This is a genomic window from Streptomyces sp. NPDC030143 (genome assembly GCF_055573695.1).
In genome coordinates this window covers 1-23,542 of the sequence record NZ_JBVIAY010000002.1, presented here as the reverse complement: position 1 = coordinate 23,542, position 23,542 = coordinate 1, and the positions used below count along the sequence as shown (strand labels likewise).

The 23,542-nt window shown below is 73.8% G+C and carries 24 protein-coding genes; 17 read left to right on the top strand and 7 right to left on the bottom strand.

The genetic code is table 11. The features are described from left to right. Window positions 1-65: 65 nt before the first annotated feature. Both ACZ4YY_RS03255 and ACZ4YY_RS03250 read left to right on the top strand, forming a co-directional pair. The gene (locus tag ACZ4YY_RS03255; protein WP_468283313.1) at window positions 66-1,178 is read left to right on the top strand and encodes a PP2C family protein-serine/threonine phosphatase; all 1,113 of its coding nucleotides are present in this window, start codon (window positions 66-68) and stop codon (window positions 1,176-1,178) included. Window positions 1,179-1,398: 220 nt separating this feature from the next. Next, complete coding sequence (locus ACZ4YY_RS03250; protein WP_468283311.1) at window positions 1,399-3,126, top strand: VanW family protein; 1,728 nt, start codon at window positions 1,399-1,401, stop codon at window positions 3,124-3,126. Between the two features lie 13 nt (window positions 3,127-3,139). Here the strand turns inward: ACZ4YY_RS03250 and ACZ4YY_RS03245 are convergent, their stop codons facing one another. Beyond that, a complete protein-coding gene (locus ACZ4YY_RS03245) occupies window positions 3,140-4,144 on the bottom strand; it encodes a hypothetical protein (RefSeq protein WP_468283309.1) in 1,005 nt (334 codons plus the stop codon). 302 nt (window positions 4,145-4,446) lie between these two features. Here ACZ4YY_RS03245 and ACZ4YY_RS03240 point away from each other — a divergent pair, with 302 nt between their 5' ends. From ACZ4YY_RS03240 to ACZ4YY_RS03195, 10 genes are all read left to right on the top strand, one after another. After that, complete coding sequence (locus tag ACZ4YY_RS03240; RefSeq protein WP_468283307.1) at window positions 4,447-4,953, top strand: SigE family RNA polymerase sigma factor; 507 nt, start codon at window positions 4,447-4,449, stop codon at window positions 4,951-4,953. A 10-nt stretch (window positions 4,954-4,963) separates the two neighbouring features. Continuing rightward, window positions 4,964-5,494: a hypothetical protein gene (locus ACZ4YY_RS03235; RefSeq protein ID WP_468283305.1), complete on the top strand. Its 531-nt coding sequence runs from the start codon at window positions 4,964-4,966 to the stop codon at window positions 5,492-5,494. Window positions 5,495-5,629: 135 nt separating this feature from the next. Beyond that, window positions 5,630-6,868 carry a hypothetical protein gene (locus ACZ4YY_RS03230; RefSeq protein WP_468283303.1) on the top strand — a complete coding sequence of 413 codons (1,239 nt, stop codon included), beginning with the start codon at window positions 5,630-5,632 and terminating at the stop codon, window positions 6,866-6,868. A gap of 53 nt (window positions 6,869-6,921) precedes the next feature. Next, window positions 6,922-8,163, top strand: coding sequence for a mannosyltransferase family protein (locus tag ACZ4YY_RS03225; RefSeq protein WP_468283301.1), 1,242 nt, complete (start codon window positions 6,922-6,924; stop codon window positions 8,161-8,163). A gap of 160 nt (window positions 8,164-8,323) precedes the next feature. Then, on the top strand, window positions 8,324-8,830 hold the full coding sequence (locus ACZ4YY_RS03220; protein WP_468284325.1) for a DUF2617 family protein: 507 nt from the start codon (window positions 8,324-8,326) through the stop codon (window positions 8,828-8,830). After that, window positions 8,827-9,228, top strand: coding sequence for a DUF4247 domain-containing protein (locus ACZ4YY_RS03215; RefSeq protein WP_468283299.1), 402 nt, complete (start codon window positions 8,827-8,829; stop codon window positions 9,226-9,228). The genes ACZ4YY_RS03220 and ACZ4YY_RS03215 overlap by 4 nt, the downstream gene beginning before the upstream one ends. A gap of 66 nt (window positions 9,229-9,294) precedes the next feature. Beyond that, window positions 9,295-9,732, top strand: coding sequence for a DUF350 domain-containing protein (locus tag ACZ4YY_RS03210; protein WP_468283297.1), 438 nt, complete (start codon window positions 9,295-9,297; stop codon window positions 9,730-9,732). A 10-nt stretch (window positions 9,733-9,742) separates the two neighbouring features. After that, window positions 9,743-11,341 (top strand): polyamine aminopropyltransferase, encoded by a 1,599-nt coding sequence (locus ACZ4YY_RS03205; RefSeq protein ID WP_468283294.1) that lies wholly within the window; start codon window positions 9,743-9,745, stop codon window positions 11,339-11,341. Between the two features lie 35 nt (window positions 11,342-11,376). Continuing rightward, on the top strand, window positions 11,377-11,637 hold the full coding sequence (locus ACZ4YY_RS03200) for a hypothetical protein (protein WP_468283291.1): 261 nt from the start codon (window positions 11,377-11,379) through the stop codon (window positions 11,635-11,637). Window positions 11,638-11,916: 279 nt separating this feature from the next. Then, on the top strand, window positions 11,917-13,155 hold the full coding sequence (locus tag ACZ4YY_RS03195) for a phosphodiester glycosidase family protein (RefSeq protein ID WP_468283288.1): 1,239 nt from the start codon (window positions 11,917-11,919) through the stop codon (window positions 13,153-13,155). A 37-nt stretch (window positions 13,156-13,192) separates the two neighbouring features. Here the strand turns inward: ACZ4YY_RS03195 and ACZ4YY_RS03190 are convergent, their stop codons facing one another. From ACZ4YY_RS03190 to ACZ4YY_RS03165, 6 genes are all read right to left on the bottom strand, one after another. After that, entirely contained in the window at window positions 13,193-13,387 is a 195-nt protein-coding gene (locus ACZ4YY_RS03190) for a hypothetical protein (protein WP_189940055.1), read from the bottom strand. A 233-nt stretch (window positions 13,388-13,620) separates the two neighbouring features. Next, window positions 13,621-14,487 (bottom strand): phosphatidylinositol-specific phospholipase C/glycerophosphodiester phosphodiesterase family protein, encoded by an 867-nt coding sequence (locus tag ACZ4YY_RS03185; RefSeq protein ID WP_468283285.1) that lies wholly within the window; start codon window positions 14,485-14,487, stop codon window positions 13,621-13,623. A 172-nt stretch (window positions 14,488-14,659) separates the two neighbouring features. After that, window positions 14,660-15,760, bottom strand: a complete 1,101-nt coding sequence (locus tag ACZ4YY_RS03180; RefSeq protein ID WP_468283282.1) for an acyl-CoA dehydrogenase family protein — start codon at window positions 15,758-15,760, stop codon at window positions 14,660-14,662. Beyond that, entirely contained in the window at window positions 15,739-16,923 is a 1,185-nt protein-coding gene (locus tag ACZ4YY_RS03175) for an acyl-CoA dehydrogenase family protein (protein WP_468283279.1), read from the bottom strand. The genes ACZ4YY_RS03180 and ACZ4YY_RS03175 overlap by 22 nt, the downstream gene beginning before the upstream one ends. Further along, on the bottom strand, window positions 16,920-17,897 hold the full coding sequence (locus tag ACZ4YY_RS03170) for an NADPH:quinone oxidoreductase family protein (protein ID WP_468283276.1): 978 nt from the start codon (window positions 17,895-17,897) through the stop codon (window positions 16,920-16,922). Before ACZ4YY_RS03170 ends, ACZ4YY_RS03175 begins: the two co-directional genes overlap by 4 nt. Window positions 17,898-18,006: 109 nt before the next feature. Continuing rightward, entirely contained in the window at window positions 18,007-18,594 is a 588-nt protein-coding gene (locus ACZ4YY_RS03165) for a helix-turn-helix domain-containing protein (RefSeq protein WP_468283273.1), read from the bottom strand. A 77-nt stretch (window positions 18,595-18,671) separates the two neighbouring features. Here ACZ4YY_RS03165 and ACZ4YY_RS03160 point away from each other — a divergent pair, with 77 nt between their 5' ends. The 5 genes from ACZ4YY_RS03160 (at window position 18,672) to ACZ4YY_RS03140 (ending at window position 23,453) form a co-directional block, all read left to right on the top strand. After that, window positions 18,672-19,619: an NAD(P)/FAD-dependent oxidoreductase gene (locus tag ACZ4YY_RS03160; RefSeq protein WP_468283269.1), complete on the top strand. Its 948-nt coding sequence runs from the start codon at window positions 18,672-18,674 to the stop codon at window positions 19,617-19,619. A gap of 29 nt (window positions 19,620-19,648) precedes the next feature. Further along, entirely contained in the window at window positions 19,649-21,187 is a 1,539-nt protein-coding gene (locus ACZ4YY_RS03155; protein ID WP_468283266.1) for an ATP-dependent DNA ligase, read from the top strand. Beyond that, the gene (locus ACZ4YY_RS03150; protein ID WP_468283263.1) at window positions 21,184-21,648 is read left to right on the top strand and encodes an NUDIX hydrolase; all 465 of its coding nucleotides are present in this window, start codon (window positions 21,184-21,186) and stop codon (window positions 21,646-21,648) included. Before ACZ4YY_RS03155 ends, ACZ4YY_RS03150 begins: the two co-directional genes overlap by 4 nt. A gap of 157 nt (window positions 21,649-21,805) precedes the next feature. Next, window positions 21,806-23,191 (top strand): NADP-dependent succinic semialdehyde dehydrogenase, encoded by a 1,386-nt coding sequence (locus tag ACZ4YY_RS03145; RefSeq protein WP_468283260.1) that lies wholly within the window; start codon window positions 21,806-21,808, stop codon window positions 23,189-23,191. A gap of 25 nt (window positions 23,192-23,216) precedes the next feature. Beyond that, the gene (locus tag ACZ4YY_RS03140) at window positions 23,217-23,453 is read left to right on the top strand and encodes a DUF6213 family protein (protein WP_468283257.1); all 237 of its coding nucleotides are present in this window, start codon (window positions 23,217-23,219) and stop codon (window positions 23,451-23,453) included. Window positions 23,454-23,542 lie beyond the last annotated feature (89 nt).

Sequence of the window (23,542 nt, the reverse complement as noted above, 5' to 3'; positions counted from 1 at the left end):
CCGAACCTGTTTCCTGAGAAAGCCTTCACACACCCCCGCCCACAGGTGAGGACCGCGGACGAAACATGAGTCAGGCGACCACCCCCAAACGCGCAGCCGCCCATCTGGCCGCCGGAACGCCCGTACTGCCCGTACTGATCGTCTCCGTCGTCGTGGTCGTCGACCTCGTCTGCGGCACCGCGATGACCTGGCTGCCCCTGCTCGCCGCCGCGCCGGCGCTCGCGGCCACCACCTGCGGACCGCTCGGCGTCCTGTGCGTCGGACTGCTCGCCATGGCGCCGGGTGCGGCGCTCGGCGTGCGGGACGGAACGCCGGGGCAGGACCTGGCGGTCATCCTGGCCGCGCTGGGGGCCGTGACCCTGGCGAGCGGCCTGGCCAGCGCGTTGCGGGGGCGTCGCGAGCGGGTCCTCGCGGCGGTCCGCTCGGTCGCGGAGGCCGCGCAGCACGCGCTCCTCAAGCCCGTACCGGCGAACGTCGGGCCGTTCCAGACGGCCGTCCGCTACAGCGCCGCCGCGGCGGAGGCGAGGATCGGCGGCGACCTCTACGCGCTGGTGTCCACCCCGTACGGCGTCCGGCTGATCGTCGGCGACGTGCGCGGCAAGGGGCTGCCGGCCGTGGGGACCGCCGCGCTGGTGGTCGGTGTGTTCCGCGAGGCCGCCTACGACGAGCCCGACCTGCTGGCCGTCGTCGACCGCATCGAGCGGAGCCTCGCGCGCAACCTCGGCAGCGACGACTTCGTCACCGCCGTCGTCGCCGGACACCCCCGGCCGGGGGACCTGGAGCTGGTCAACTGCGGGCACGCGCCCCCGCTGCTGGTGCGCGACGGCGACGTCGTCACGGTCGAGACGCCCCGCCCGGCACCACCCCTCGGCCTGCGCGCCCTGACGGCCGAGGCGCCCACCCTCCAGGTGCTGCCCTTCGTCGACGGCGACCAGCTGCTGCTGTACACGGACGGGGTCACCGAGGCCCGCGACCACGGCCGCGCGTTCTACTCGCTCGCCGAGGGACTGGCCCGGCATGTGACGGACGATCCGGCGCGCACCCTCGACGCGCTCCACAACGACCTGCTGGCGCACGTGGGCGGCCGGCTGCACGACGACGCGGCACTCCTGCTGCTCCGCAAGCCGGCCGACCGGGAGGCGGAGACGGAGGCCGCGCACGTGAGCTGCCCGGCCTGAGGGTTCCTTGCCCCATGAGCGACGCGGCGCGAGGCGAACCGCGCGGTGTGAGCGGGCGGGGCGTCCTGGCCGGAAACACGTGACCTGGAACATACGTGTTCTGGGACATAGCACCGCACGGGTCCGGTTGTGGATAGTTTGAGGTGCTCGCCCCGCGCTCAGCGTCGCGCCCTCGGGTAGTACACCGCCCTCTCGACCACCCGAAACGCCCAGGAGACCCATGCGCCGCCCCCCATCAGGCTCCGCCTCGCGAATAGCCTCCGTTCCCGCCCGCCTCGCCCTGGCGGGCGGTGCCCTGACCGTCGGCGTCGGTGGCCTGTATCTCACCGGGCTCATCGTCACGGGCGGGGAGATCGAGTCCGGGACGACCGTGCGCGGTGTGGACATCGGCGGTCTGAGCCACGAGGAGGCCACCCGGAAGCTGGAGCGGCACCTGGCGGCGGCCGGATCGCGGGTGATCGCCGTGCGGGTCGGCGACCGCGCCGGCACGGTCGACCCGCGGGAGGCGGGCATCGCCTTCGACGCCGGGGGGACCGTGGACCGCGCGACCCGCACCGGCTCCGACCCGTTCAGCGTGATCGGCGGCCTGTTCCGCTCGGGCGGCGGAGCGATCGAGCCCGTCGTACGCGTCGACGAGGACAGGACCCGTGCCGCCCTCGGGCGGCTGGCGGGCACGCTCGACCAGAAGGTCCGCGACGGCGCCGTCACCTTCGCCGACGGCCGCGTCGAACGGGTCGCCCCGCGCACCGGCTACGCGCTGGACGTGGACGCCGCGGTCGGCACGCTGCGCGCCGCGTTCCTGCGGGGCGGGACGGGCCCGGCCACCGCGCTGCCCGCCCGCACGTCCCCGCCGAAGGTCACGGCGGCCGAGGTGGAGCGGGCGGTGCGCGAGTTCGCCCGGCCGGCCGTGTCGGCGCCGGTCACCCTGACCGCGGACGGCAAGCCGGTCACGATCGACCAGGCCGTCCTGAGCGACCACCTCGCCCTGCGGCCGGACGGCTCCGGCCGGCTGACTCCGGAGCTCGACGCCAAGGGCCTGCGCGAGGCCCCCGCCGTCGCCCGCTCCCTGGCCGGCGTCACCACCACCGCCCGCAACGCCCGGCTGGGGCTCGACGGCGACCGGGTCGTCGTGGCCGACGACGCCCGGGCCGGCGTGCAGGTCACCGACAAGGCCCTGGGCAAGGCGGTGCTGCCGCTGCTGACGAAGTCGGGCGCCGCCCGCACCGGAGAGCTGCCCGTACGGCGTCTGCAGCCGGAGGTGACCCGCGAGAACATCGCGCGGCTGGGCCTGACGGAGAAGATGTCCTCCTTCACCGTCGACTTCGAGGCGGCCCCCTACCGGACGAAGAACATCGGGCGGGCCGTGCAGCTGATCAACGGCTCCGTCGTCTCGCCCGGCGAGACATGGAGCTTCAACCGGACCGTCGGTGAACGCACCGAGGCCAACGGCTTCGTCGAGGGCATCATGATCCTCGACGACCAGTTCACCAAGGCGCCCGGCGGCGGGGTCTCCGCCGTCGCCACGACCGTCTTCAACGCGCTGTTCTTCGCCGGCGTCAAGCCCGTCGAACACGGCGCCCACTCCTTCTACATCGAGCGCTACCCGGAGGGCCGCGAGGCCACGGTCGCCTGGGGCAGGCTGGACCTGCGGTTCACCAACGACTCCGGTCACACCCTCGCCATCCAGGCGGAGTCCACCGACACCTCCGTGACCGTCACCTTCCTCGGCACGAAGAAGTACGACGAGATCAAGTCGGTCAAGGGCCCCCGTACCGACGTCGAGGAGCCCACCCACAAGGTGGGCACCGGTGAGAAGTGCGTGCCGCAGACGCCGCTCGAGGGTTTCGACGTCACCGTGGAGCGGGTCTTCTACGACGGCGGCCGCGAGGTGCGGCGGGAGCCGTTCCGCACGCACTACACGCCGCGGGACGAGATCGTCTGCGAGTGATCCCGTTCGGGGTCTAGCTCAGGTCTCGTTCGAGGCGTTCCACCTCCCGGCCCGCCGTCCGGGCCCGGCGGCGGGCCTCGCGGACGTGCCGGTCCGCGGTTCGCGCCTGCTCCTGGGCCTGCTGCTCGAGGGTGCGGGCCTGCCGTAGGTCGTTCCGGAGAGCCCGGAGCTCCTCCGTCAGTTCGTCGGTGCGCCGGTGCAGGCGGGCCGCCCGTTCCCCGGCGTCGGTGGCGGCGCGTTCGGCCGACGCGGTCTCCTCCTCCCGGGCCCGTAGGTCTCGTTCGGCTTCCCGGGCGGCCTCGCGGGCCCGGGCCAGGCTCCGACGGTGCTCTTCGGCGACGCGACGGTCCTCCTCCGCCCGGCGCTCCTGCTCGGCACGACGGCCCTCGACGGCCCGGCTCCGCTTCCCGGCCCGTTGATCCTCCGCGGCCCCGCCCCGCTCATCGGCCCGGCCCCGCCCGGCCGACCGGCCGCGCCCGGGAGCTCCGCCCTCGGGCGGTTCCGCAGGTGGGGCGGGCGCGGGACGCCGGGGCGTCTCAGCGACCGGGGGGAAGCCGACCGTCGGGTCGAGGGGCCGGACGAGGCGGCCGGCGGCCCATTCCCGAGCGGCGCCCTCGTCCGCGAGGACGGCGTGCAGGGTGCCCTCGACCTCGCGCACCGCGTCCTCGCCGATCGGGTGACCGGCCGCCGCCGTCAGCTCACGGGCCTGGCGGGCGAGCGCCCCGATCAGCTGCCGCTGACTGCGCATGAGGTCGCGCAACCGCGCGCCGTCGAGGTCGTGGTGGGCCCGGCGCAGCGCCTGTCCGAGCCCGAGCAGCGGTGCGATCTCGTCGGGCCGCTCCCGGACCAGGAGGTTGCAGGCCCAGGCCGAGCGGCTGGGGCGGCGCAGCTTGCCGATCCGGTCGGCGAGCGCGCGGTCGCCGGCCGTCCGTGCCGCCGCCACGCGGGTCGCTCGGGCGGCGGTGAAGTCCTCGGGCCGCAGGGCGTACAGCTCGTCGGCGACGGTGTCGAGATCCATCCGTGTCCCCTTCCACCCTTCGGCGCCTTGGGGGTCCTTGCCTCGATTGTCGCTTTCGAGGCGCTCTCCGAGCGATGAGCAGGGCTCTGCGCGCGAGCAGAGGGGTTCCGCGAGCGAGCCCAGAGGGCTCTCCGAGCAACGCGAAGGCGCTCCGCGAGCGTCTCGGTGGCGCACCCGGTGAGGCGAGCGGAGCCCCTTCCCTACCGTCCGTGACCCACATCACAGTCCGTGAGTGCAGCGTGAGGGGGGTGCCAGGGCCTTTTCCCGGATGTAGGCGGCCGGCGAGGACGGGGACTGTGCGGATGGAACAAGCTCGCGCCGGTGAGTTCGACGAGTTCGTGGCGGCCCGCTGGTCGGGCCTGTTCCACCTGGCCCGTCTGCTCACCGGGGGCGACCGGCACCGGGCCGAGGACCTGTTGCAGGAGTCCCTGGTCAAGCTGTGGTTCGTCTGGCCGAAGGTCGCCGACGAGGCCCCGGAGGCGTACGTGCGCAAGGTGCTGGTGCGTGCGGCGGCGCGCTCCGCCCGCCGCCGTTGGTGGGGCGAACGTCCCGTCGACCAGTTGCCGGAGGTGGCGGCGGCGGGCGACGTGTCAGCGGCCGTCGCCGAGCGCCACCGGCTGGAGGCCGCGCTGGCCCGGTTGCCGCCGCGGCAGCGGGCCGCCGTGGTGCTGCGCTACTACCAGGACCTGCCCGAGGGCCAGGTCGCGGAGGCACTGGGCTGTCCGGTGGGCACCGCTCGGTCCCATGCCTCGCGCGGGGTGGCGCGCCTGCGCCGGCTCCTGGCGGACGTCATCGAGCCGGTGGGGTGAGGGAGAGGTCATGGATCACTTCGAACGGCGGTTGGCGCAGCTGATGCGCACCTCCGAGGAGCACGTCCCCTTCGCGTCCGGGGACCGCGAACGTCTGCGGGCGGGCGTCAGGGCACGCCGCCGGATGCGCACCGCCCGGCTGGTCGTCGGCTCCACGCTGGCGTTCGCCGGACTCACCCTGGGGCTGTTCCTGCTGCCCGACACCCCGGACCGGGTGGAGCCGAGCAGTCCGCACCCGGCGCCCGCGGCGAGCCCGGCGTCCTCCCCGGGCACGACGCCGACGCCGCCCGTGCCCTCGGGCGACCCCACCTCGTCGACGCCCGCGACACCCCCCGCGCCCACGGGCCGGGCCTCCGTCACCGTCCCGCCGCCCACGACCGCCCCGGGCACGGCTGTCGCGGGGGACCCGACCGCGGACGACCCGCCGAGCACCCCGCCCGCGAGGGGCGCCACCACCCTGCCGGCCACCGCCCCGGCGACACAGGGTGCCGGCGACGACGCGCCGACCTCCGCGTCGTCGGTCGCCGTCCCGGCGGACTGAGGGCTGCGAACACAGGGGGAGCCCGGCTCGCCTTGTGTTCGCAGCTCCGCACCACCGCCCGCCCACTCCCCCGATCACACCGTGCCGCGGAGGGCTTCGGCATGCCCTGCGACAGAGCACAGACAAGGACGAACCGTGACCGAACCGGCCCTCGCGAGCCCCTGGTTCGGCGCCGGACGGCGCCATCGGCTGCACGACGCGCTCCGGCGCCACGGACCCGTCCTCGCGGTGTACGGAACGCTCAAGCTCATCGGCTTCTCGGTCTTCATGTTCCTGCTGGACTCCGCCGGGGACTACCGCGAGAAGCACCCGCGGTTCGGCGGCGGCGAGCACCCCTGGGACGTGCTGGGCACCTGGGACGGCTGGTGGTACCGGCAGATCGCCGAGCACGGCTACGATCCCGCGCTCGTCCCGCTCCGCGACGCCGCCGGCCCGATCACCCTGGAGGGAAACTCGGCCGCGTTCTTCCCGCTCTACCCGGCGCTGATGCGGCTGGTCTCCGAGGTCACCGGCCTCGGCCTGTTCGGCGCGGGCCTGCTGGTCTCGGTCGTCGCCTCGTTCGTCGCCGCGCTGGGGATCCACGCCGTCACCGCCCTGCTCGCCGGCCGGCGGGCCGGGCTGGCGGCGGCCGGGCTGTGGGCCGTGTGGCCGGGGTCGGGCGTGGAATGGGCGGTCTACTCGGACTCCCTGTACGTGGCCCTCGCCGCCTGGGCGTGTCACGCCGTCATGACCCGCCGCTGGCTCACCGCCGGGTTCCTCACCTGCGCCGCCGGCCTCAACCGCCCCACCGCCGCCTCCCTCGTCGCCGGTCTGGGGGTCGCCGCGCTGCTCGCCGTGTACCGCGACCGGGACCGCGACGGTGTCGCGCGGCCCCTGACCGCCCTGGCCGTCGCCCCGCTCGGGCTGGTCGCCTACGTGGGCTGGGTCGGTCTGCGCACGGGCGAGCCCGGCGGCTACTTCGCCCTCCAGTCCGGCGCGTGGGCCCACGAGTTCGACTACGGCGGCCACACCCTGGAGGTGTTCTCCTCGGTTCCGGTGGGCCACTTCGACTACCTCTTCGCATGGCGGTTCGCGGACGTCGTCGGGGTGTTCACCGTGCTGCTCGCGGTCCTCCTGCTGCCGCTGCTGATCCGGCTGCGCCCGCCGGCCGTCCTCGTCGTCCACACGGTGCTGACCTTCGTGCTCGTCCTGGGCAGCCGGCAGATCTTCGGCAACGTCTCCCGCTACCTGCTCCCCGCCTTCCCGCTGTTCCTCCCGCTCGCCGTGGCGCTGCGCCGCCTGTCGCTGTCCCTCCAGCTGACCCTCCTCGGCATCGCGGCGGCGGCCTCCGGCTCGTACGCGGGCTACGTCCTCTTCGAACTCGGCGTGCCCTGACTCCTGCCCTCCCCCGCCCCCTCCCCGCCCGACGGCACGGAAACGGACCCCCCATGACCACGCCCCTGCGCACGACCACCGCACCGCCGACGGCTCCCGCACCCCCCGCTCCGCCCCGCACGACTGCGACCGGCACCGTGCGGCGGCTGCTCGACCGGCTGACCCCGGCGGACCGGCGGGTGCTCCGGCTGTACGTGGTGACCCGGCTGGGGCTGTGGCTCGTCGCCTACTGCACCGCCTGGCTGTCCGTGGGCGGATCGAAGGACAGGACGCCGAGGCCGCTGCTGTCCCTGTGGGAGCGCTGGGACTGGAGGCACTACCAACACATAGCCGAGTACGGGTACTTCGGCTCCTTCCCGGGTCTCGAGCGCGCCTCGGACAACCGTGTGGCGTTCTTCCCCGGCTTCCCGATGGTCCTGCGCGCCGTGCACTCCGTGATCCCCGACTGGACCGTGGCCGGCCTGCTGGTCTCCCTGGTGAGCGGGGCCGTCGCGGTGGTCGCGCTGGCCCGGATCGCCGGACTCGGCCGGCCGGACGACGGGGGCCGGGCCGGCCGACGGGCCGTGCTCTTCCTGCTGTTGTCGCCCGCCGCGGTGTTCCTGGCCGCCGGGTACAGCGAGTCGCTCTTCCTCGCGTGCGCGCTGCCGGCCTGGCTCGCGGCGCGCAACCGCGCCTGGCCGACGGCCGGCCTCCTCGCGGCCGCGGCCACGACCGTGCGGGTGAGCGGACTGTTCCTCGCGGCCGCGATCGTCGTCGAGTTCCTCACGGCCCGGGACGCCCGCCGCGACGGGCACCGACCGCGCGCACTGCCGTGGTGCGCGCTGCCCCTCCTGCCCGCCGCGGCGTACACCGTCTACCTGTTCGCCCGAACCGGCGACTGGATGGCCTGGAAGCACGCGCAGGAACGCGGCTGGTACCGGGACTTCCACACCCCCGCCGCATCGCTCCGGCACACCTGGGAGAACGCCTTCGGGCACCGCCTGTCCACGGGCTACGCATGGGAGTTCCAACTGGAGCTGGTCGCGATGGCGACCGGTCTGCTGCTGCTGGCCCTGCTGCTGGTGCGCCGCCGCTGGGCCGAAGCCCTGTACATCGCCCTCACCCTGTGGGCCCTGGGCACCTCCTACTGGTACCAGTCCCTGCCCCGGGCCACCCTCCTGTGGTGGCCCCTGTGGACCGCGCTGGCCCACTGGAGCCTGCGGCGCGACGGGGTCAAGGAGACCTGTCTCGCACTGCTGACACCGCTGGCGGTCGTCCTCGCGGTAACGTTCCTGTCCGGCCACTGGGCGGGCTGACGGGTCCTGGAAGCGGGTGCGGCCGGCGATCCACGGCTGGACCGGCGGCTGATCCGGCCGGGACCGAACCTCCCCCGGCCCACCCGCCCAGAGAAGCCCACCGGCGTCATGTGTCATACTCAGCGCCGCTTATAGCAACATCTGACCGGGGGGTTCCGTCCTGCACGCCATATCCTTGGACACCCCTTACCTGGACACGGACGCGGACCAGCTCTGTTTCTCGCTCGACCTGACCGAACGGCCGGCACTCGCCGAACGCCGGGTGACCGTGGGCGGCCTCGACGTACGGCTGCGGCTGCTCGGCGCCTCGCACCAGGTCTTCGCCGGTCCCGTCAAGGAGACCGTGGCCTGCCTGCCCGGCACCGCCAAGGGTCTGCCCGCCACGTACACGCACCGCCCGCCGGGCTGGACCTACGACTTCCGGGCGGAGACCCGACGGCTCGCCCCCGGGGAGTTCAGCGACCACGTGGCGCGGATCCTCGGCGAGGTGGACGGCAACGACAGCAGTCTGTGCGGCATCTTCCCCGGTTCGCCGGAGGCACTGACGGCGGTGGTCCTCGAGGCGGCCGACGGGCCGCCCGGCCGCGGGCTGGTCTGGCGCACCTGGCACACCTATCCGCAGAACGGCCAGATCGTATCGACGCACACCCGGCTGGAGGCCCGATGAAGAGCGCCCGACTCGTCCGCGCAGCGGTGGCGGCCGTGCTGACCGCGGCCCTGCTCACCGCCTGCTCCTCCGGCGGGGGCACCGGGGTGCCGCGCGGCTGGATCAAGGACAAGTACACCGCGGGCGGAACGGGCTGGGTCGACCCGGACAGCACCCCGAACGCCGTCGCCGACGCGATCCACGGCCACCGCAAGGCGACCGACCGCGCGTCCGGCGGCCGGATGGAGTTCCTGCGCTACGGCGACGACATGGTCACCGTGTCGCCGTACCGGAGCGGCAGCCGGATCGAGATCGAGGACTACCGCAACGGCTACCACCGCCACAGCCGGTACCTGAACCTCTGGCCCAACCCGGACAGTTCGAGCTTCCGTGGCGGCGGTCCCGGTGAAGGCAAGTGACTCCCCGGCGCGGACACCCCGTGCCCGGCCCCAGACCCTGACGACGCCCTGACGAAAGGCAACGCAGTGACCGAGATCTTCGAGTCGGCCGGTCAGGCCCTGCTCTACGGAGTGGTGGGCCTCGTGGTGATGGCCGTCGGCTTCATCGCCCTCGACCTCGTCACGCCCGGCAAGCTCTTCCACGTGGTGTGGACCGACCGCAACCGCGGTGCGGCCGTCCTGCTGGGCAGCCAGTCCGTCGCCGTGGGCCTGGTCATCATGGAGGCCGTCCGGGCGAGCGAGTCCGAGCGGGGCCTCGGCTACGGCCTGGCCAGCACCCTCCTGTACGGCCTGGCCGGGGTGCTGGTGATGACGGTCGTCGGCGTCGTGATCGGTCTGCTCACCCCGGGTCAGATGGGCGCCGTCGTCCTGGACGACGACGCCGACCGTCCGCACCCCGCCGCCTGGGTCCAGGCCGGCATGTACCTGGGCACCGCGTTCATGGTCGGCGCGGCCATCTCGTAAGCACCCACCCATGAGCGCCACCTCCCTGCAGGACCGCGACAGCGCGGCGTCCTCCCGCCCCCCGGCCGTCCGGCACACCCGGGGGGCGCGTTTCCTCCTCCTGCTCTCCGTGTTCCTCTGCGCGGCGTGCGGGCTCGTGTACGAGCTGGCGCTCACCGCGTTGGGCAGCTACCTCATCGGCAACTCGGTGCTGCAGACCTCCGTGGTCATCTCCGTGATGGTCTTCGCGATGGGCCTCGGCTCGCTCGCCGCGAAACCGCTGCGCCGCCGGGCGGTGGGTGCGTTCGCGCTGGTGGAGGGCGTCCTGGCGCTGGTCGGCGGACTGTCCGTGCTGGTGCTGTACGCGGCGTTCGCCTGGCTGCAGATCTACACCCCGGCGATGGTCGTGATCGCCATGGTGGTCGGCCTGCTGATCGGGGCCGAGATCCCGCTGCTCATGACGCTGCTCCAGCGGATCCGGCGGCAGGAGGCGGGCAGCGCCGTCGCCGACATGTTCGCCGTCGACTACATCGGGGCGCTGGTCGGCGGACTGTGCTTCCCCCTGTTGCTCCTGCCGACGTTCGGCCAGCTGAAGGGCGCGCTGGTGGTCGGCGCGGTCAACGCGGTGGCCGGGGTCATCGTGGTGGTGTTCATCTTCCGCCGGCAGACGCGGCGGGTCGTGCGGATCGGTCTGCTCGCCTTCGTCACGGCGGTGCTGGCGGTGCTCGGCACGGCGTACGTGCTCGCGGACGACCTCGAGGTCACCGCCCGGCAGCAGATGTACAAGGACCCGATCGTGCACGCCGAGACCACGCCGTACCAGGAGATCGTCGTCACCCGCTCCACCTCCTTCACCGGGGGTCCCGACATGCGGCTCTTCCTCAACGGCGACCTCCAGTTCAGCTCCGTCGACGAGTACCGCTACCACGAGTCGCTGGTGCACCCCGCGCTGTCCGGGCGCCGCGGCGACGTGCTCATCATGGGCGGCGGCGACGGGCTCGCCCTGCGCGAGGTGCTGCGCTACGACGACGTGCGGCACGTGACGCTCGTCGAGCTGGACCCGGCGATGACCCGGCTGGCACGCGAGTTCGGGCCGCTGCGCGAGCTGAACGACGCGGCGTTCGCCGACCGCCGGGTCGAGGTGGTCAACGCCGACGCGTTCAACTGGCTGCGCGGCGCCCGGCAGCGGTACGACGCGGTCGTCATCGACTTCCCCGACCCCGACACGGCGGCACTGGCCAAGCTGTACTCGGTGGAGTTCTACAGCCTGCTCGGCCAGGTCCTGACACCGCAGAGCAAGGTGATGGTGCAGAGCGGGTCGCCGTTCTTCGCGCCGAAGACGTTCTGGTCGATCGCGGCGACGGTCCGGGCGGCCGGGCTGGCGACGACCGAGTTCCAGGTCGACGTGCCGAGCTTCGGCAACTGGGGGTTCGTCCTGGCCGCTCCCGGCGGCACGCCCCCGGCCCTGCGGCTGGCCCCGGACGCGCCGCGCCTGCGCTACCTCGACGACGCGGTGCTGGAGGCGGCCACGGTGTTCCCCGTCGACCGCCGCCGCGAGGACGTCCGGCCGAGCACGCTGATGGATCCGGCGGTGCTGGAGTACGTGCTCAACGAGTGGCGGAACTACTGATGCGGTGACAGCGCACCCGGCCGCAGCCTGACCCGTTGTTCGCCCACGTCCCCGCACGGGCCACCGCCCACCTCGGCGAGGTCGAACAGACCCGGCCCGCCCACGGGTCCGAGGCGGGCCTGCCCGCCCGCGCGCCCCGGCAGCGCACGGGACGTACGCCGTCAGCGCGCCCGCCCCCGTGGCTTCAGCGGCACCTGCGCCAACTCCGGCGCCGGCAGCGGGTCGCCGTCGTCACCGGCTGGCGGGGCGAGCCGTCCGGCCAGCCCGGCGAGGGCGTCGGCGACCGGCGCTGGTAACCGCCGGACCGTCTGCCGCTCCGTCCCCGTTCGTGTGCACCGCCCAGGCCCGACGGCGTGGATGCCGGGCCTGCCCGTCGACCACCCTCCGGCCCACTTCACTCCGTACGCCGACTGATCCGGTTAGCACGTCGCCGCCCGCCCGACGACCCGAGCGGCCACCGGGCCACCCGAAATCGTGCCCCTGTTCACCCGATCTCGTGGTGTTCGGGCCCGCACCCCTGCTGACCTCCCCCGATGCCGTGAGACGGTTGCCGCCCACACGACACAGGGGGGTTCGTGACACCGCATCAGGAACGTTCCCGGCGACGGAGAACGACGCTTCCGACACTGCTGACGGCCCTGGTGACCCTGGCCGGCGCGGCCCTGACGGGGGCGTCGCCGGCCGGTGCCGCGAGCGCGGCGACCGTCGCGCCGGGGGTGGTGTACCGGCACCACGACGTGCGGGCGACGGCCGGCACCACGCACGTGCACGTCCTCGACGTCGACCTCACCGACAGCCGGGTGCGCCTCGGCCTGCTGCACCCGGGGAAGGTGGCGGCCCGCGCCGGCGTCTCCCGGCTGGCCGACGCGCAGCAGGCGGTCGCCGGCGTCAACGGCGACTTCTTCAACAACACCGAGGTGCAGCATCCGGGGATCACGGCGACGGGCGCGAGCGTGGGGCCGGTTGTCGACGACGGCAGGGCGCTCAAGGGCGCGGTCCCGAACGGCCAGCGGTTCGGGCCGGCCCTGCCACGCGGCACGGACACCGACGACGTCGTCGGAGTGAGCGACGACGGGCGGGCCCGGCTGGACAGTCTGGTCCTGCGCGGATCGCTCGACACGGTCGGCCGCGGCGCCCCGATACCGGTCGCGGGGCTCAACCAGTACGCGCTCGCGGAGAACTCCGTCGGCGCGTACACCGCCGACTGGGGCAGCGCCTCCCGGGCGCGGGCCGTGTGCGGCACGGACACCGACCGGGCCGCGCCGTGCAGCACCGACACCTACGAGGTGACGGTGAGGCAGGGCGTGGTCGTGTCGTTCTCGACCGCCCCGGGCAGCGGTCCCGTCGCGGCCGACACCACGGTGCTGGTCGGCCGGGAGGCGGGCGCGCGGCGGCTGCGGCAGCTCACCGCGGGCCGGCGGGTGGTGGTGCGGTACGGCCTCACGGCCGCGTCCGGGCGTACCTACCGCTTCGCTCTCGGGGGCCACCCGGTGCTCTCGGGCGGTACGCCGCTGCCCGGGCTGAACACCCGGACGTCGGCGGTGCGCACGGCGGTGGGGATCATGGACGGCGGGCGGAGGGTGCTGCTGCTCGCGGTGGACGGGGCGCCCGCCTACCGCAAGGGCCTGACGATCGCCGAGCTCGCCGCCGAGCTGAAGAACCTCGGTGCGAGCGAGGGTTTCAACCTGGACGGCGGCGGCTCGTCGACGCTGGTCGTCCGCGCGCCGGGCGCCACGAGGGTCACCGTGCGCAACCACCCGTCCGACGGGGTGGAACGTGCCGTGCCGAACGGCATCGGGGTGTTCGTCCCGTAGCCGGTCCGTGCCCGCGCGGGCACACAGCCGGCCGGCCTCACGGCCTGAGACTGCCGACGATGTCGGCCGTCGCCGTGAGGCCGCTGTGGATGGTCGGCGCCATGCTCGTGCCGGCCAGGAAGAAGCCGAGCAGCAGACAGACCAGCGCGTGCGAGATCTTCAGTCCGCCGTTGCGCAGGAAGATCACCGCCAGGATCAGCAGCAACAGCACCACGGAAATGGAAACGGCCACGACACCCTCCTCCGCCACGTCCGGTTTCGCGGCATTCGGCCGCAAGTGTGGCGTAGCGGAGGGTTTGCTCGGGTGACCGGGCCGTCCTCCGAACGAGTGGTGTCCGCGCTGCGGGCGGCCAAGGGGCCCTTGCACTGTGCCCGCCCGGGCCGCGCGGCCTGATCAGGCGCTCATCGTGCAAGGACCCCCAAGAGCTCCGAACGAAAGGGGACGCCGCGAGCCGGGCACCCCTTTCATGCGGAGCTCTGAGCACGGTGGGCGTCGAGGAACGCCTCCAGGCCCGCGAGGTCGTCGGTGTTGAGGTAGTCGACGTCGGCGGCGAGGAGTTCGCCCCACAGGGCGTCCCGGGCGGGGCCCGGCACGTCCGGCGTGGCCCAGAACCGCACCTGCTGCCCGCGCCCGTGCGCCGCGCCGACGAGGGAGCGCAGCTTCCGCCGTTCCGCCTCGGGGAAGGCGCCGACACCGCGCCAGGTGAAGTGGTGGGTCCAGTTGTCGCTGATCAGCGGTGCGAACGCGGCCTCGCTGGTGCCGAGATCGGGGAGGCGGCCGTCGTAGAAGGCGTGCCGGACGGTCTGCGCCTCCATGGGCGCGCGGGCCGCGCGGTCGCCGGAGACGACGGCGGTGACCGGTCCCCGGCGCACACGGCCGTGGACGCAGGTGGTGAACAGGGCCGGGTAGCGCCGGAGTCGGCGGTCCAGTTCGAGGTAGGTGGACGAGCCCTCGGTCTTGAGGTCGATCAGGAGCTGGAGCGGCCTGCGCCATCCCCGGTACACCGTGCCGTGGTGGGCCCGGACGCGCGCGGCGAGCGGGGCGAGGTAGAGGGACTCCAGGGTGCGGGCCGGGTCGAGGTCCTCCGGGTCGTGGGCGACCAGCAACTCGCCGTCCACCAGGAAGACGTCGGCCTCGACGCTGCCGAACCGGTGGTCGAGGGCGTCGAGGAGGGGGCGCGGGTGCTCGTAGTCGTTGTGGGCGTGGGCGCGGCGCAACGGGCGGACTCCGTACCGCTGTTCGGCCGCCGACGCGTGGCCGGCGGGGAGGGCGACCGCGCCCACGAGGGCGCCGAAGGCGGTGAGGGCACTGCGACGGGTGGTGAGGGCCATGTACTGCCTCCCTGTGGGGCGGGACCGAGCCACAGGGAGTATGCGGCCAACAGGGCCCCGAAAAGGCCTGTACATGCCATGAATTGGCCGGACCGCCGTCGTGTGTTCACTCCTTCGGCTCGGGCGCGCGAAGAAGCCCGCCCCGGGTGGGGCGGGCTTCACCGAGGGACGGTCAGGGCGCGCGCAGGTCGACGAGTTCGGCCACGGCGGACCGGTGCGCGCCGGCCGTGCCGTAGGCGATCGAGTCGGCCTTGGCCCGCTTCAGGGAGAGGTGCACCGGGTGTTCCCAGGTCATCCCGATGCCGCCGTGGAGTTGCAGCGCCTCCTCGGCCGCGCGGACGGCGACGGGCGCCGCGTAGGCCTGGGCGACGGCGACCGCCACGTCGACGCCCTCGCCGGTCGTGAGCGCGTCGGCGGCGTTGCGGGCGGCGGCCCGCAGGTTGACGACCTCCAGCCACAGCTGGGCCAGCCGGTGCTTGAGCGCCTGGAAACCGCCGACGGGCCGGTTGAACTGCTTGCGTTCCTTCAGATAGCGGACCGTTTCGGTCAACACCGCCTCGGCGAGGCCCAGTTGCTCGGACGCGAGCAGCCCGGCCCCGGCGCGCAGGGCCCGTCGTACGGCGGGTTCCGCGTCGCCGAGACGGCGTCCGGGGGCGCCGGCGAGGGCTACCGTCGCGACCGGTCGGGTCAGGTCGAGGGAGGTCTGCGGGGTGACGGTCACGGCGTCGGCGTCGACCGCGTACAGCCCGCCGTCGTCGGCCGGCACGAGCAGCACGTCGGCGGCGACCGCGTCCGCGATGCCCGTCAACGCGCCGTGCAGGGCCCCGTCTGCGACGTGGACGGCCGGGAAGGCCGCGCCCGGGGCGGTGTGCAGGCCGACCGCGAGCGCGCCGACGGTCCGCCCGGACGCCAGCCGGGCGAGCAGTTCCCCGTCCGCGCAGGCGAGCAGGGCCTCCGTGGCGACCACGGCGCTGGTCAGGTACGGGACGGGGGCGACGGCGCGCCCCAGCTCCTCCAGTACCACGGCGGCCTCGCGGTGGGTGGCGCCCTGGCCGCCCTGCGCCTCGGGCACGAGGAGGCCGGCCAGGCCCATGCCGTCGGCGAGCGCCTTCCACGCCTCGCGGTCGTGCGGCGCGTCCGACTCCGTGCGGGCGATCACGGCCGCCGGGTCGCAGTGGTCGCCGAGCAGGTCGCGGACGGCGGCGCGGAGGGCCTCTTCCTCCTCCGAGTACAGCAGGTCGGGCTGTGTCTTCACCGGGCCAGGTCCTTCCATGCGACGTCCTTGTCGGTGCGCGGCTCGGCGGGCAGGCCGAGGACCCGCTCGGCGACGATGTTCAGCAGGACCTCGCTGGTCCCGCCCTCGATGCTGTTGCCCTTGGAGCGCAGGTAGCGGTACCCGGCCTCGCGCCCGGTGAAGTCGACGAGCTCGGGCCGGCGCATGGTCCAGTCGTCGTACAACAGCCCTTCCTCACCGAGGAGTTCGACCTCCAGGCCACTGATCTCCTGGTTGAGGCGGGCGAAGGCGAGCTTCATGCCGGCGCCCTCGGGTCCGGGCTGGCCCGCGACGAGTTGCTGGCGCAGCCGTTCACCGGTGAGGCGGGCGACCTCGGCCTCCACCCACGCCTTCAGCAGCCGCTGGTGCAGGTCGTGGGTGCGCAGGTCCGGGCGCTCGCGCCAGGTCCGGGCGACCGGGCCGATCATGCCGCCCTCGCGGGGCAGGCGCATCCCGCCGATGGCGACGCGTTCGTTGTTCAGCGTGGTCTGCGCGACCCGCCAGCCGTCACCGATACCGCCGAGGCGGTGGGAGTCGGGGATGCGGACGTCGGTGAGGAACACCTCGTTGAACTCGGCCTCGCCGGTGATCTGGCGCAGCGGCCGGACCTCGACGCCCGGGTCGGTCATGTCGCAGACGAAGTAGGTGATGCCCGCGTGCTTGGGCACGTCCGGGTCGGTGCGGGCGATGAGGATGGCCCAGCGGGCGAGGTGGGCGCTGGACGTCCACACCTTCTGCCCGTTGACGAGCCACCCCTCGCCCTCGCGGACGGCCCGGGTGCCCAGCGCGGCCAGGTCGGATCCGGCGCCGGGCTCGCTGAAGAGCTGGCACCAGACCTCCTCGCCGGTCCACAGCGGCCGCAGGAAGCGCCGCTTCTGCTCCTCGGTGCCGTACTGGAGGATCGTCGGGGCGGCCATGCCGAGGCCGATGCCGATGCGGCGGGGGTCGTTGTCGGGCGCGCCCGCGGCCTCCAGATCGGCGTCCACCGCGGCCTGGAGGGAGCGGGGCGCGCCCAGTCCGCCGAGGCCCTCTGGGTAGTGCACCCAGGCGAGCCCGGCGTCGAAGCGGGCGCGCAGGAAGTCCAGGCGCCCCGTGTCGGCCGGCGGGTGGGCGGCGAGCAACTCGGCTGTGCGGCGCTTGAGTTCCGCGGCGTCGACGGTCATGCGGCGGCTCCGTTCCGCGGCGTGGGGAGCACGGCCACACGGCCGGTGGTGACACCGTCGGCCACGCGCTGCACGGCGGCGGCGGCGCCCTCGAGCGGCACCCGCTCGCTCACCAGGGGCCTGACCACGCCGCGCGAGGCCAGTTCGGTGAGCCGCTCGTGGCAGTGCCGGACCAGCTTCGGGTTCCTGGTGTTGTACAGGCCCCAGTGCAGGCCGAGGATCGAGTAGTTCTTCACCAGGGCGTGGTTGAGTCCCGGGTTCGGGATGGTCCCGCTCGCGAAGCCCACGACCACGATCCGGCCCTCGAAGGCGACGACCTTGGTGGACTGGGTGTAGGCGTCGCCGCCTACCGGGTCGTAGACCACGTCGGCGCCCCGGCCGCCGGTGGCTTCCTTGACGGCGGCGACCACGTCCTCGGCACGCCGGTCGATCACCACGTCACAGCCCAGTTCGCGGGCGACGGCGACCTTGTCGGCGCCGCCGACGACGCCGACGACAGTGGCCCCGGCGGCCTTGCCGAGCTGCACGGCCGCGCTGCCGACCCCTCCCGCGGCAGCGTGGACCAGCAGCGTCTCGCCCGCCTCCAGACCGGCCCGCCGGTGCAGGCCGAACCAGCCCGTCTGGTAGCCGATGTGCAGGGCGGCGGCCTCGGCGTCGTCCAGGGCGTCCGGAGCGGGCAGGACGGCGGCGGCGTCCGCCACGGCGTACTCCGCGAAACCGCCGTACGGCAGGGCCGGGTTGGCGATCACGCGCCGTCCGTCCTCGGTCTCGCCGCAGATCTCCACCCCGGGCGTGAACGGCAGCGGCGGCCTGACCTGGTAGTGGCCCCGCGCCATGAGCACGTCCGGGAAGTTGATGTTCGCGGCGCGCACCCTCAGCAGGATCTGGCCGTCGCCGGGCGTGGGCCGCTCCACCTCCTGGAGCCGCATCACCTCGCTCGGCTCGCCGTTCTCGTGCACCTGCCATGCCTGCATGCGGAGCCTCCACGGGACTGCGTCGTCTGGCCGGGATGACCGGGGTCCGGGGACCGGGATCCCCCGCATACTAAGCGGTCGCTTGCCGATCAGGGAACCATCGCGTCCGTCACGTCCTCCTGGGGCGCGCCCGGACGTGCATCCGCTCCCCCTGGGGTCCGAACAGGCTGAGGAACTCCGCCGGCCCCTCCCCCGTCGACCCGAACCAGTGCGGCACCCGGGTGTCGAACTCGACGGCCTCCCCCGCGGTCAGCACGATGTCGTGGTCACCGAGGACCAGCCGCAGCCGCCCGGACATCACGTACAGCCACTCGTAGCCCTCGTGGGTGCGGGGCTCCGGCTCGTCGTTGCTCCGCGGCACCAGGACCTTGAAGGCCTGGAGACCGCCGGGCTGGCGGGTCAGCGGCCAGTACGTGCGCCCGTGCCGCACGATCGGCGCCGCCCGCACCCGGGGATCGCGCACCGCCGGCGCGCCCACCAGCTCGTCGAGGGCCACCTCGTGGGCCCGTGCGATCGGCAGCAACAGCTCCAGGCTGGGTTTGCGCAGCCCCGACTCCAGCCGGGAGAGCGTGCTGACCGAGATGCCGGTCGCCTCCGACAGTCCGGCCAGCGTCGCGCCCCTCTCCTTGCGGATCCGCCGCAGCCTGGGGCCGACCTCGGCGAGCACCGCTTCCGTCTCCATGCCGTCGTCACTCATGGGGACATTGCAGATTCGGCAAACACGTTTGTCAATACGGTACGTCACGAGCGACCGTTCCCGTGGAGGTGGTCACCATGACCGAGAAATACGAAGTGATCGTGATCGGCGGCGGAGCGGCGGGCCTGTCCGCCGCACTGGTACTGGGCCGGGCCCGCCGGCGCACCCTGGTCGTCGACGCGGGCGAGCCGCGCAACGCGCCCGCCGCCCACATGCAGGGCTACCTTTCCCGGGACGGGATGCCGCCCGCCGACTTCCTGGCCAAGGGCCGCGAGGAGATCGCCCGGTACGGCGTGGAGCTGGTCCGCGACCGGGCCGTGGACGCCACGAAGGGCGAGGACTTCGCCGTACGGCTCGCGAGCGGGCGGACGGTCCGCGCCCGGCAGCTGGTCGTCGCCACCGGCCTGAAGGACGAGCTGCCCCCGGTCGCCGGGCTCGCCGACCGCTTCGGCCGGGACGTGCTGCACTGCCCGTACTGCCACGGCTGGGAGGTGCGCGACCGGGCCTTCGGCGTGCTGGCCACCGGCCCGTCCAGCGTGCACCAGGCGCTGATCGTGACCCAGTGGTCGAAGGACGTGAGGCTCTTCCTGCACACGGTCGCCGAGGCGGAGCTGTCCGACGAGGACCGGCGCCGGCTCGCCGCGGCCGGGGTCGTCGTGGTGCCCGGCGAGGTCGCCGGCGTCGTCGTCGAGGACGACCGGCTCACCGGCGTCCGGCTCGCCGGGGACACCCCGTCCGGGCAGGGCACGGTCCACGCCCGCGAGACGCTCTTCGTCGCCCCCCGGGCGGTCCCGCGGACCGGCCTGCTGGAGCGGCTCGGCGCCGAGATGACCGAGACGCCCTTCGGCACCTACCCGGTCGTCGACGCGAGGGGCCTGACGACCGTCCCCGGCCTGTGGGCGGCGGGCAACGCCTCCGGCTTCGCGGAACAGGTGGTCAACGCGGCCTCCCGCGGCTACCGCGCCGCTGCCGCGATCAACGGCGAGCTGCTGATGAGCGACCTGGACGCGGCGGTCCAGGTGTAGTCGGCACGCCGGCGTAGCACCATGGCTGCATGCTGCTGACCCGGCTCGCCGACGTGTCCCGGGAGGTCGCCGCCGCCTCGGCGCGCTCCCGCAAGATCGCCCTGCTCGCCGAACTCTTCCGGGACGCGGAGGCGGCCGACGCCCCGATCGTCATCCCCTACCTGGCAGGACGGCTGCCGCAGGGACGGCTCGGGATCGGCTGGAAGACGCTGAGCCGTCCGGTGCCGCCGGCCGGCACCGCGTCCCTCACCGTGCGCGAGGTGGACGCCCGCCTCACCGAGCTCGGCAAGGTCGCCGGCCCCGGCTCCCAGGCCGAACGCGCCCGGCTGGTCGCGGAGTTGATGGGCGCGGCCACCGAGGACGAGCAGCGGTTCCTGCTCGCACTGCTCACCGGCGAGGTCCGCCAGGGCGCCCTGGACGCGGTGGCCGTCGAGGGGCTGGCGGTGGCCACCGGGGCGCCGTCGGCGGACGTCCGGCGGGCCGTGATGCTGGCCGGCTCGCTGCGGACGGTCGCACAGGCGCTGCTGACGGACGGGCCGGCGGCGCTGGAGCGGTTCCGGCTGACCGTCGGCCGTCCGGTCCTGCCGATGCTCGCGCACACCGCGTCCTCGGTGAGCGAGGCGATCGGCAAGCTGGGCGCCTGCGCGGTCGAGGAGAAGCTCGACGGCATCCGCGTCCAGGTGCACCGCGACCCGGACGGCGTGCGCATCTACACCCGTACGCTCGACGACATCACCGACCGCCTCCCCGAGGTCACCTCGGCGGCCCGGGAGTTGGCGGGCGAGCGGTTCGTCCTCGACGGTGAGGTCATCGCGTTCGACGACGGCGGCCGGCCCCGCTCCTTCCAGGAGACCGCCGGCCGGGTCGGCTCCCGGGTGGACGTGGCCAAGGTGGCCGAGGCCGTCCCGGTCTCCCCCGTCTTCTTCGACGCGCTGTCCGTGGACGGCCGGGACCTGCTCGACCTGCCGTTCGCCGAGCGGCACGCGGAGCTGGCCCGGCTGGTGCCCGAGCCGATGCGGGTGCGGCGCACGCTGGTGGCGGGGTCCGGGGACGCCGGGTCGGCCGAGGAGTTTCTCGCCGAGACGCTGCGGCGCGGCCATGAAGGCGTCGTCGTCAAGGCCCTCGACGCCCCCTACAGCGCGGGCCGACGCGGCGCGTCCTGGCTGAAGGTCAAGCCCGTGCACACGCTCGACCTGGTGGTCCTGGCCGCCGAGTGGGGGCACGGCCGGCGCACCGGAAGGCTCTCCAACCTCCATCTCGGCGCCCGCACGGCCGACGGCGGCTTCGCGATGCTCGGCAAGACCTTCAAGGGAATGACCGACGCGATGCTCGCCTGGCAGACCGAACGCCTGGGCGAGCTGGCCGTCGAGGACAACGGCTGGGGGGTCACCGTGCGCCCCGAACTCGTCGTCGAGATCGCCTACGAGGGCCTCCAGCGCTCCACCCGTTACCCGGCCGGCGTCACCCTGCGCTTCGCCCGCGTGGTCCGCTACCGCGAGGACAAGCGCCCCGAGGACGCCGACACCGTCGAGACCCTGCTCGCCGCCCACCCGGAGGTCCGGCCGTGACGGCGAGGCGCAGCGCGGGCCTGCTCTTGTTCCGGCATACCGACGGCGGCCTGGAGGTGTTGCTGGGCCATATGGGCGGCCCGTTCTTCGCGCGGAAGGACGCCGGGGCGTGGACGGTCCCCAAGGGCGAGTACGACCCCGCCGAGCCCGCCTGGGAGGCCGCCCGGCGGGAGTTCCGCGAGGAGCTGGGCGTGGCGCCGCCCGACGGCGAGGCGATCCCGCTCGGGGAGGTCCGGCAGACCAACGGCAAGATCGTCACGGCGTGGGCGGTCGAGGCCGACCTCGATCCGGCGGTGATCGATCCCGGCACGTTCGTCATGGAGTGGCCCCCGCGCTCCGGGCGGCTGGCGGAGTTCCCGGAGCTGGACCGGGTCGCCTGGTACGGCCTGGACGGGGCGCGCGAGGTGATCGTGACGGCGCAGGCCGCGTTTCTCGACCGGCTGGCGGAGCACTCGGCCTGAGGGGTCCTTGCACTGTGCCCGCCCGGGCCGCGCGGCCTGATCAGGCGCTCACAGTGCAAGGGCCCCTGAGCGGACGGGCCGGGCGGACGCGCACGCGTTGCGGCTCCCGGCGCGGCGCGCGAAGGTCGAAGCACAGCCAGCTTGCAGGAGGTCGGTCATGCCCATCGCGACGGTGAACCCGGCGAACGGCGAGACGCTCAAGACGTACGAGGCCATGGGCGAGGAGGAGGTGGAACGGCGGCTCCAGCTCGCGGAGGCCACGTTCCGCACGTACCGGACGACGACGTTCGCCGAACGCGCCGCGCTGCTGAACCGGGCCGCCGACCTGCTCGACGAGGACGGCCCGGAGATCGCCCGGGTGATGACCACCGAGATGGGCAAGCCGGTGAAGCAGGCGCGCGCGGAGGCCGCGAAGTGCGCCAAGGCGATGCGCTGGTACGCCGAGCGGGCGGAGGGCCTCCTCGCCGACGAGGAGCCGCCCGAGGCCGACGTGCGCGACTCCGGTGCCGCGCGCGCCCTGGTCCGCTACCGGCCGATGGGCCCGGTGCTCGCGGTGATGCCGTGGAACTTCCCCCTGTGGCAGGTCGTCCGGTTCGCCGCGCCCGCGCTGATGGCGGGCAACGTGGGCCTGCTCAAGCACGCCTCGAACGTCCCGCAGACGGCCCTCTACCTGGAGGACCTGTTCCACCGGGCGGGCTTCGCCGAGGGGTGCTTCCAGACCCTGCTCATCGGCTCCGCCGGCGTCGACGTCATCCTGCGCGACGAGCGGGTCAAGGCGGCCACCCTCACCGGCAGCGAGCCCGCCGGGCGGGCCGTCGCCTCCACCGCCGGCGAGATGGTCAAGAAGACGGTGCTGGAGCTGGGGGGCAGCGACCCCTTCGTCGTCATGCCGTCGGCGGACGTCGACCGGGCCGCCGAGGTCGCGGTGACCGCGCGCGTGCAGAACAACGGCCAGTCGTGCATCGCCGCCAAGCGGTTCGTCGTCCACGCGGACGTGTACGACCGGTTCGCCGAACGCTTCGCCGAGGGGATGCGGGCGCTGAGGGTCGGCGACCCGCTGGAGGAGGACACCGAGGTCGGTCCGCTCGCCAGCGAGCGGGGCCGTGCCGACCTGGAGGAGCTGGTGGACGACGCCCGGCGCGGCGGGGCGCGGGTGCTGTGCGGGGGCGAGCGCCCGGACGGGCCCGGCTGGTACTACCCGCCGACCGTCCTCACCGGCGTCACCCGTGAGATGCGCATCCACCGCGAGGAGGCCTTCGGCCCGGTCGCCACCCTGTACCGGGCCGAAGACCTCGACGAGGCGGTCCTGATCGCGAACGACTCCCCGTTCGGACTGAGTTCCAACGTGTGGACCCGCGACGAGGCCGACGTCGACCGGTTCGTACGGGACCTGGAGGCGGGCGGCGTGTACGTCAACGGGATGACCGCCTCGCACCCCGCGTTTCCGTTCGGGGGTGTGAAGCGGTCGGGGTACGGGCGTGAGCTGTCCGGGCACGGAATCCGGGAGTTCTGCAACATCACCACGGTTTGGCACGGTGCGTGACCGCCGCGCGGTTACGATCCCGGGTGTGAACCGCGAAGTGACTCTGCCTCTGATCGTCGACGACCGCGGGAGCTTGCAGGTGTCCGCGGCCGACGTGAGCAAGCTGCTGCGGACGTTGGGCGGTCGATGGCTGCATCTCGTCGAGGCGGGGGCGGAGGACCTCGACGAGGACACGGTGGCCGCGCTGACGATCGAGCTGGCCAAACTGGCCGACCGCATCGACGTGGCGTGCATCGCGCACAGCAGCGGGGGTACCCCCTAGGGTCTGTCGTCAAATGATCTTCGGTCGGGGATCATGGTCGGGTGATACGTCGCCATGAACTGTCCGATGCCGAGTGGGCCTTCGTGCAG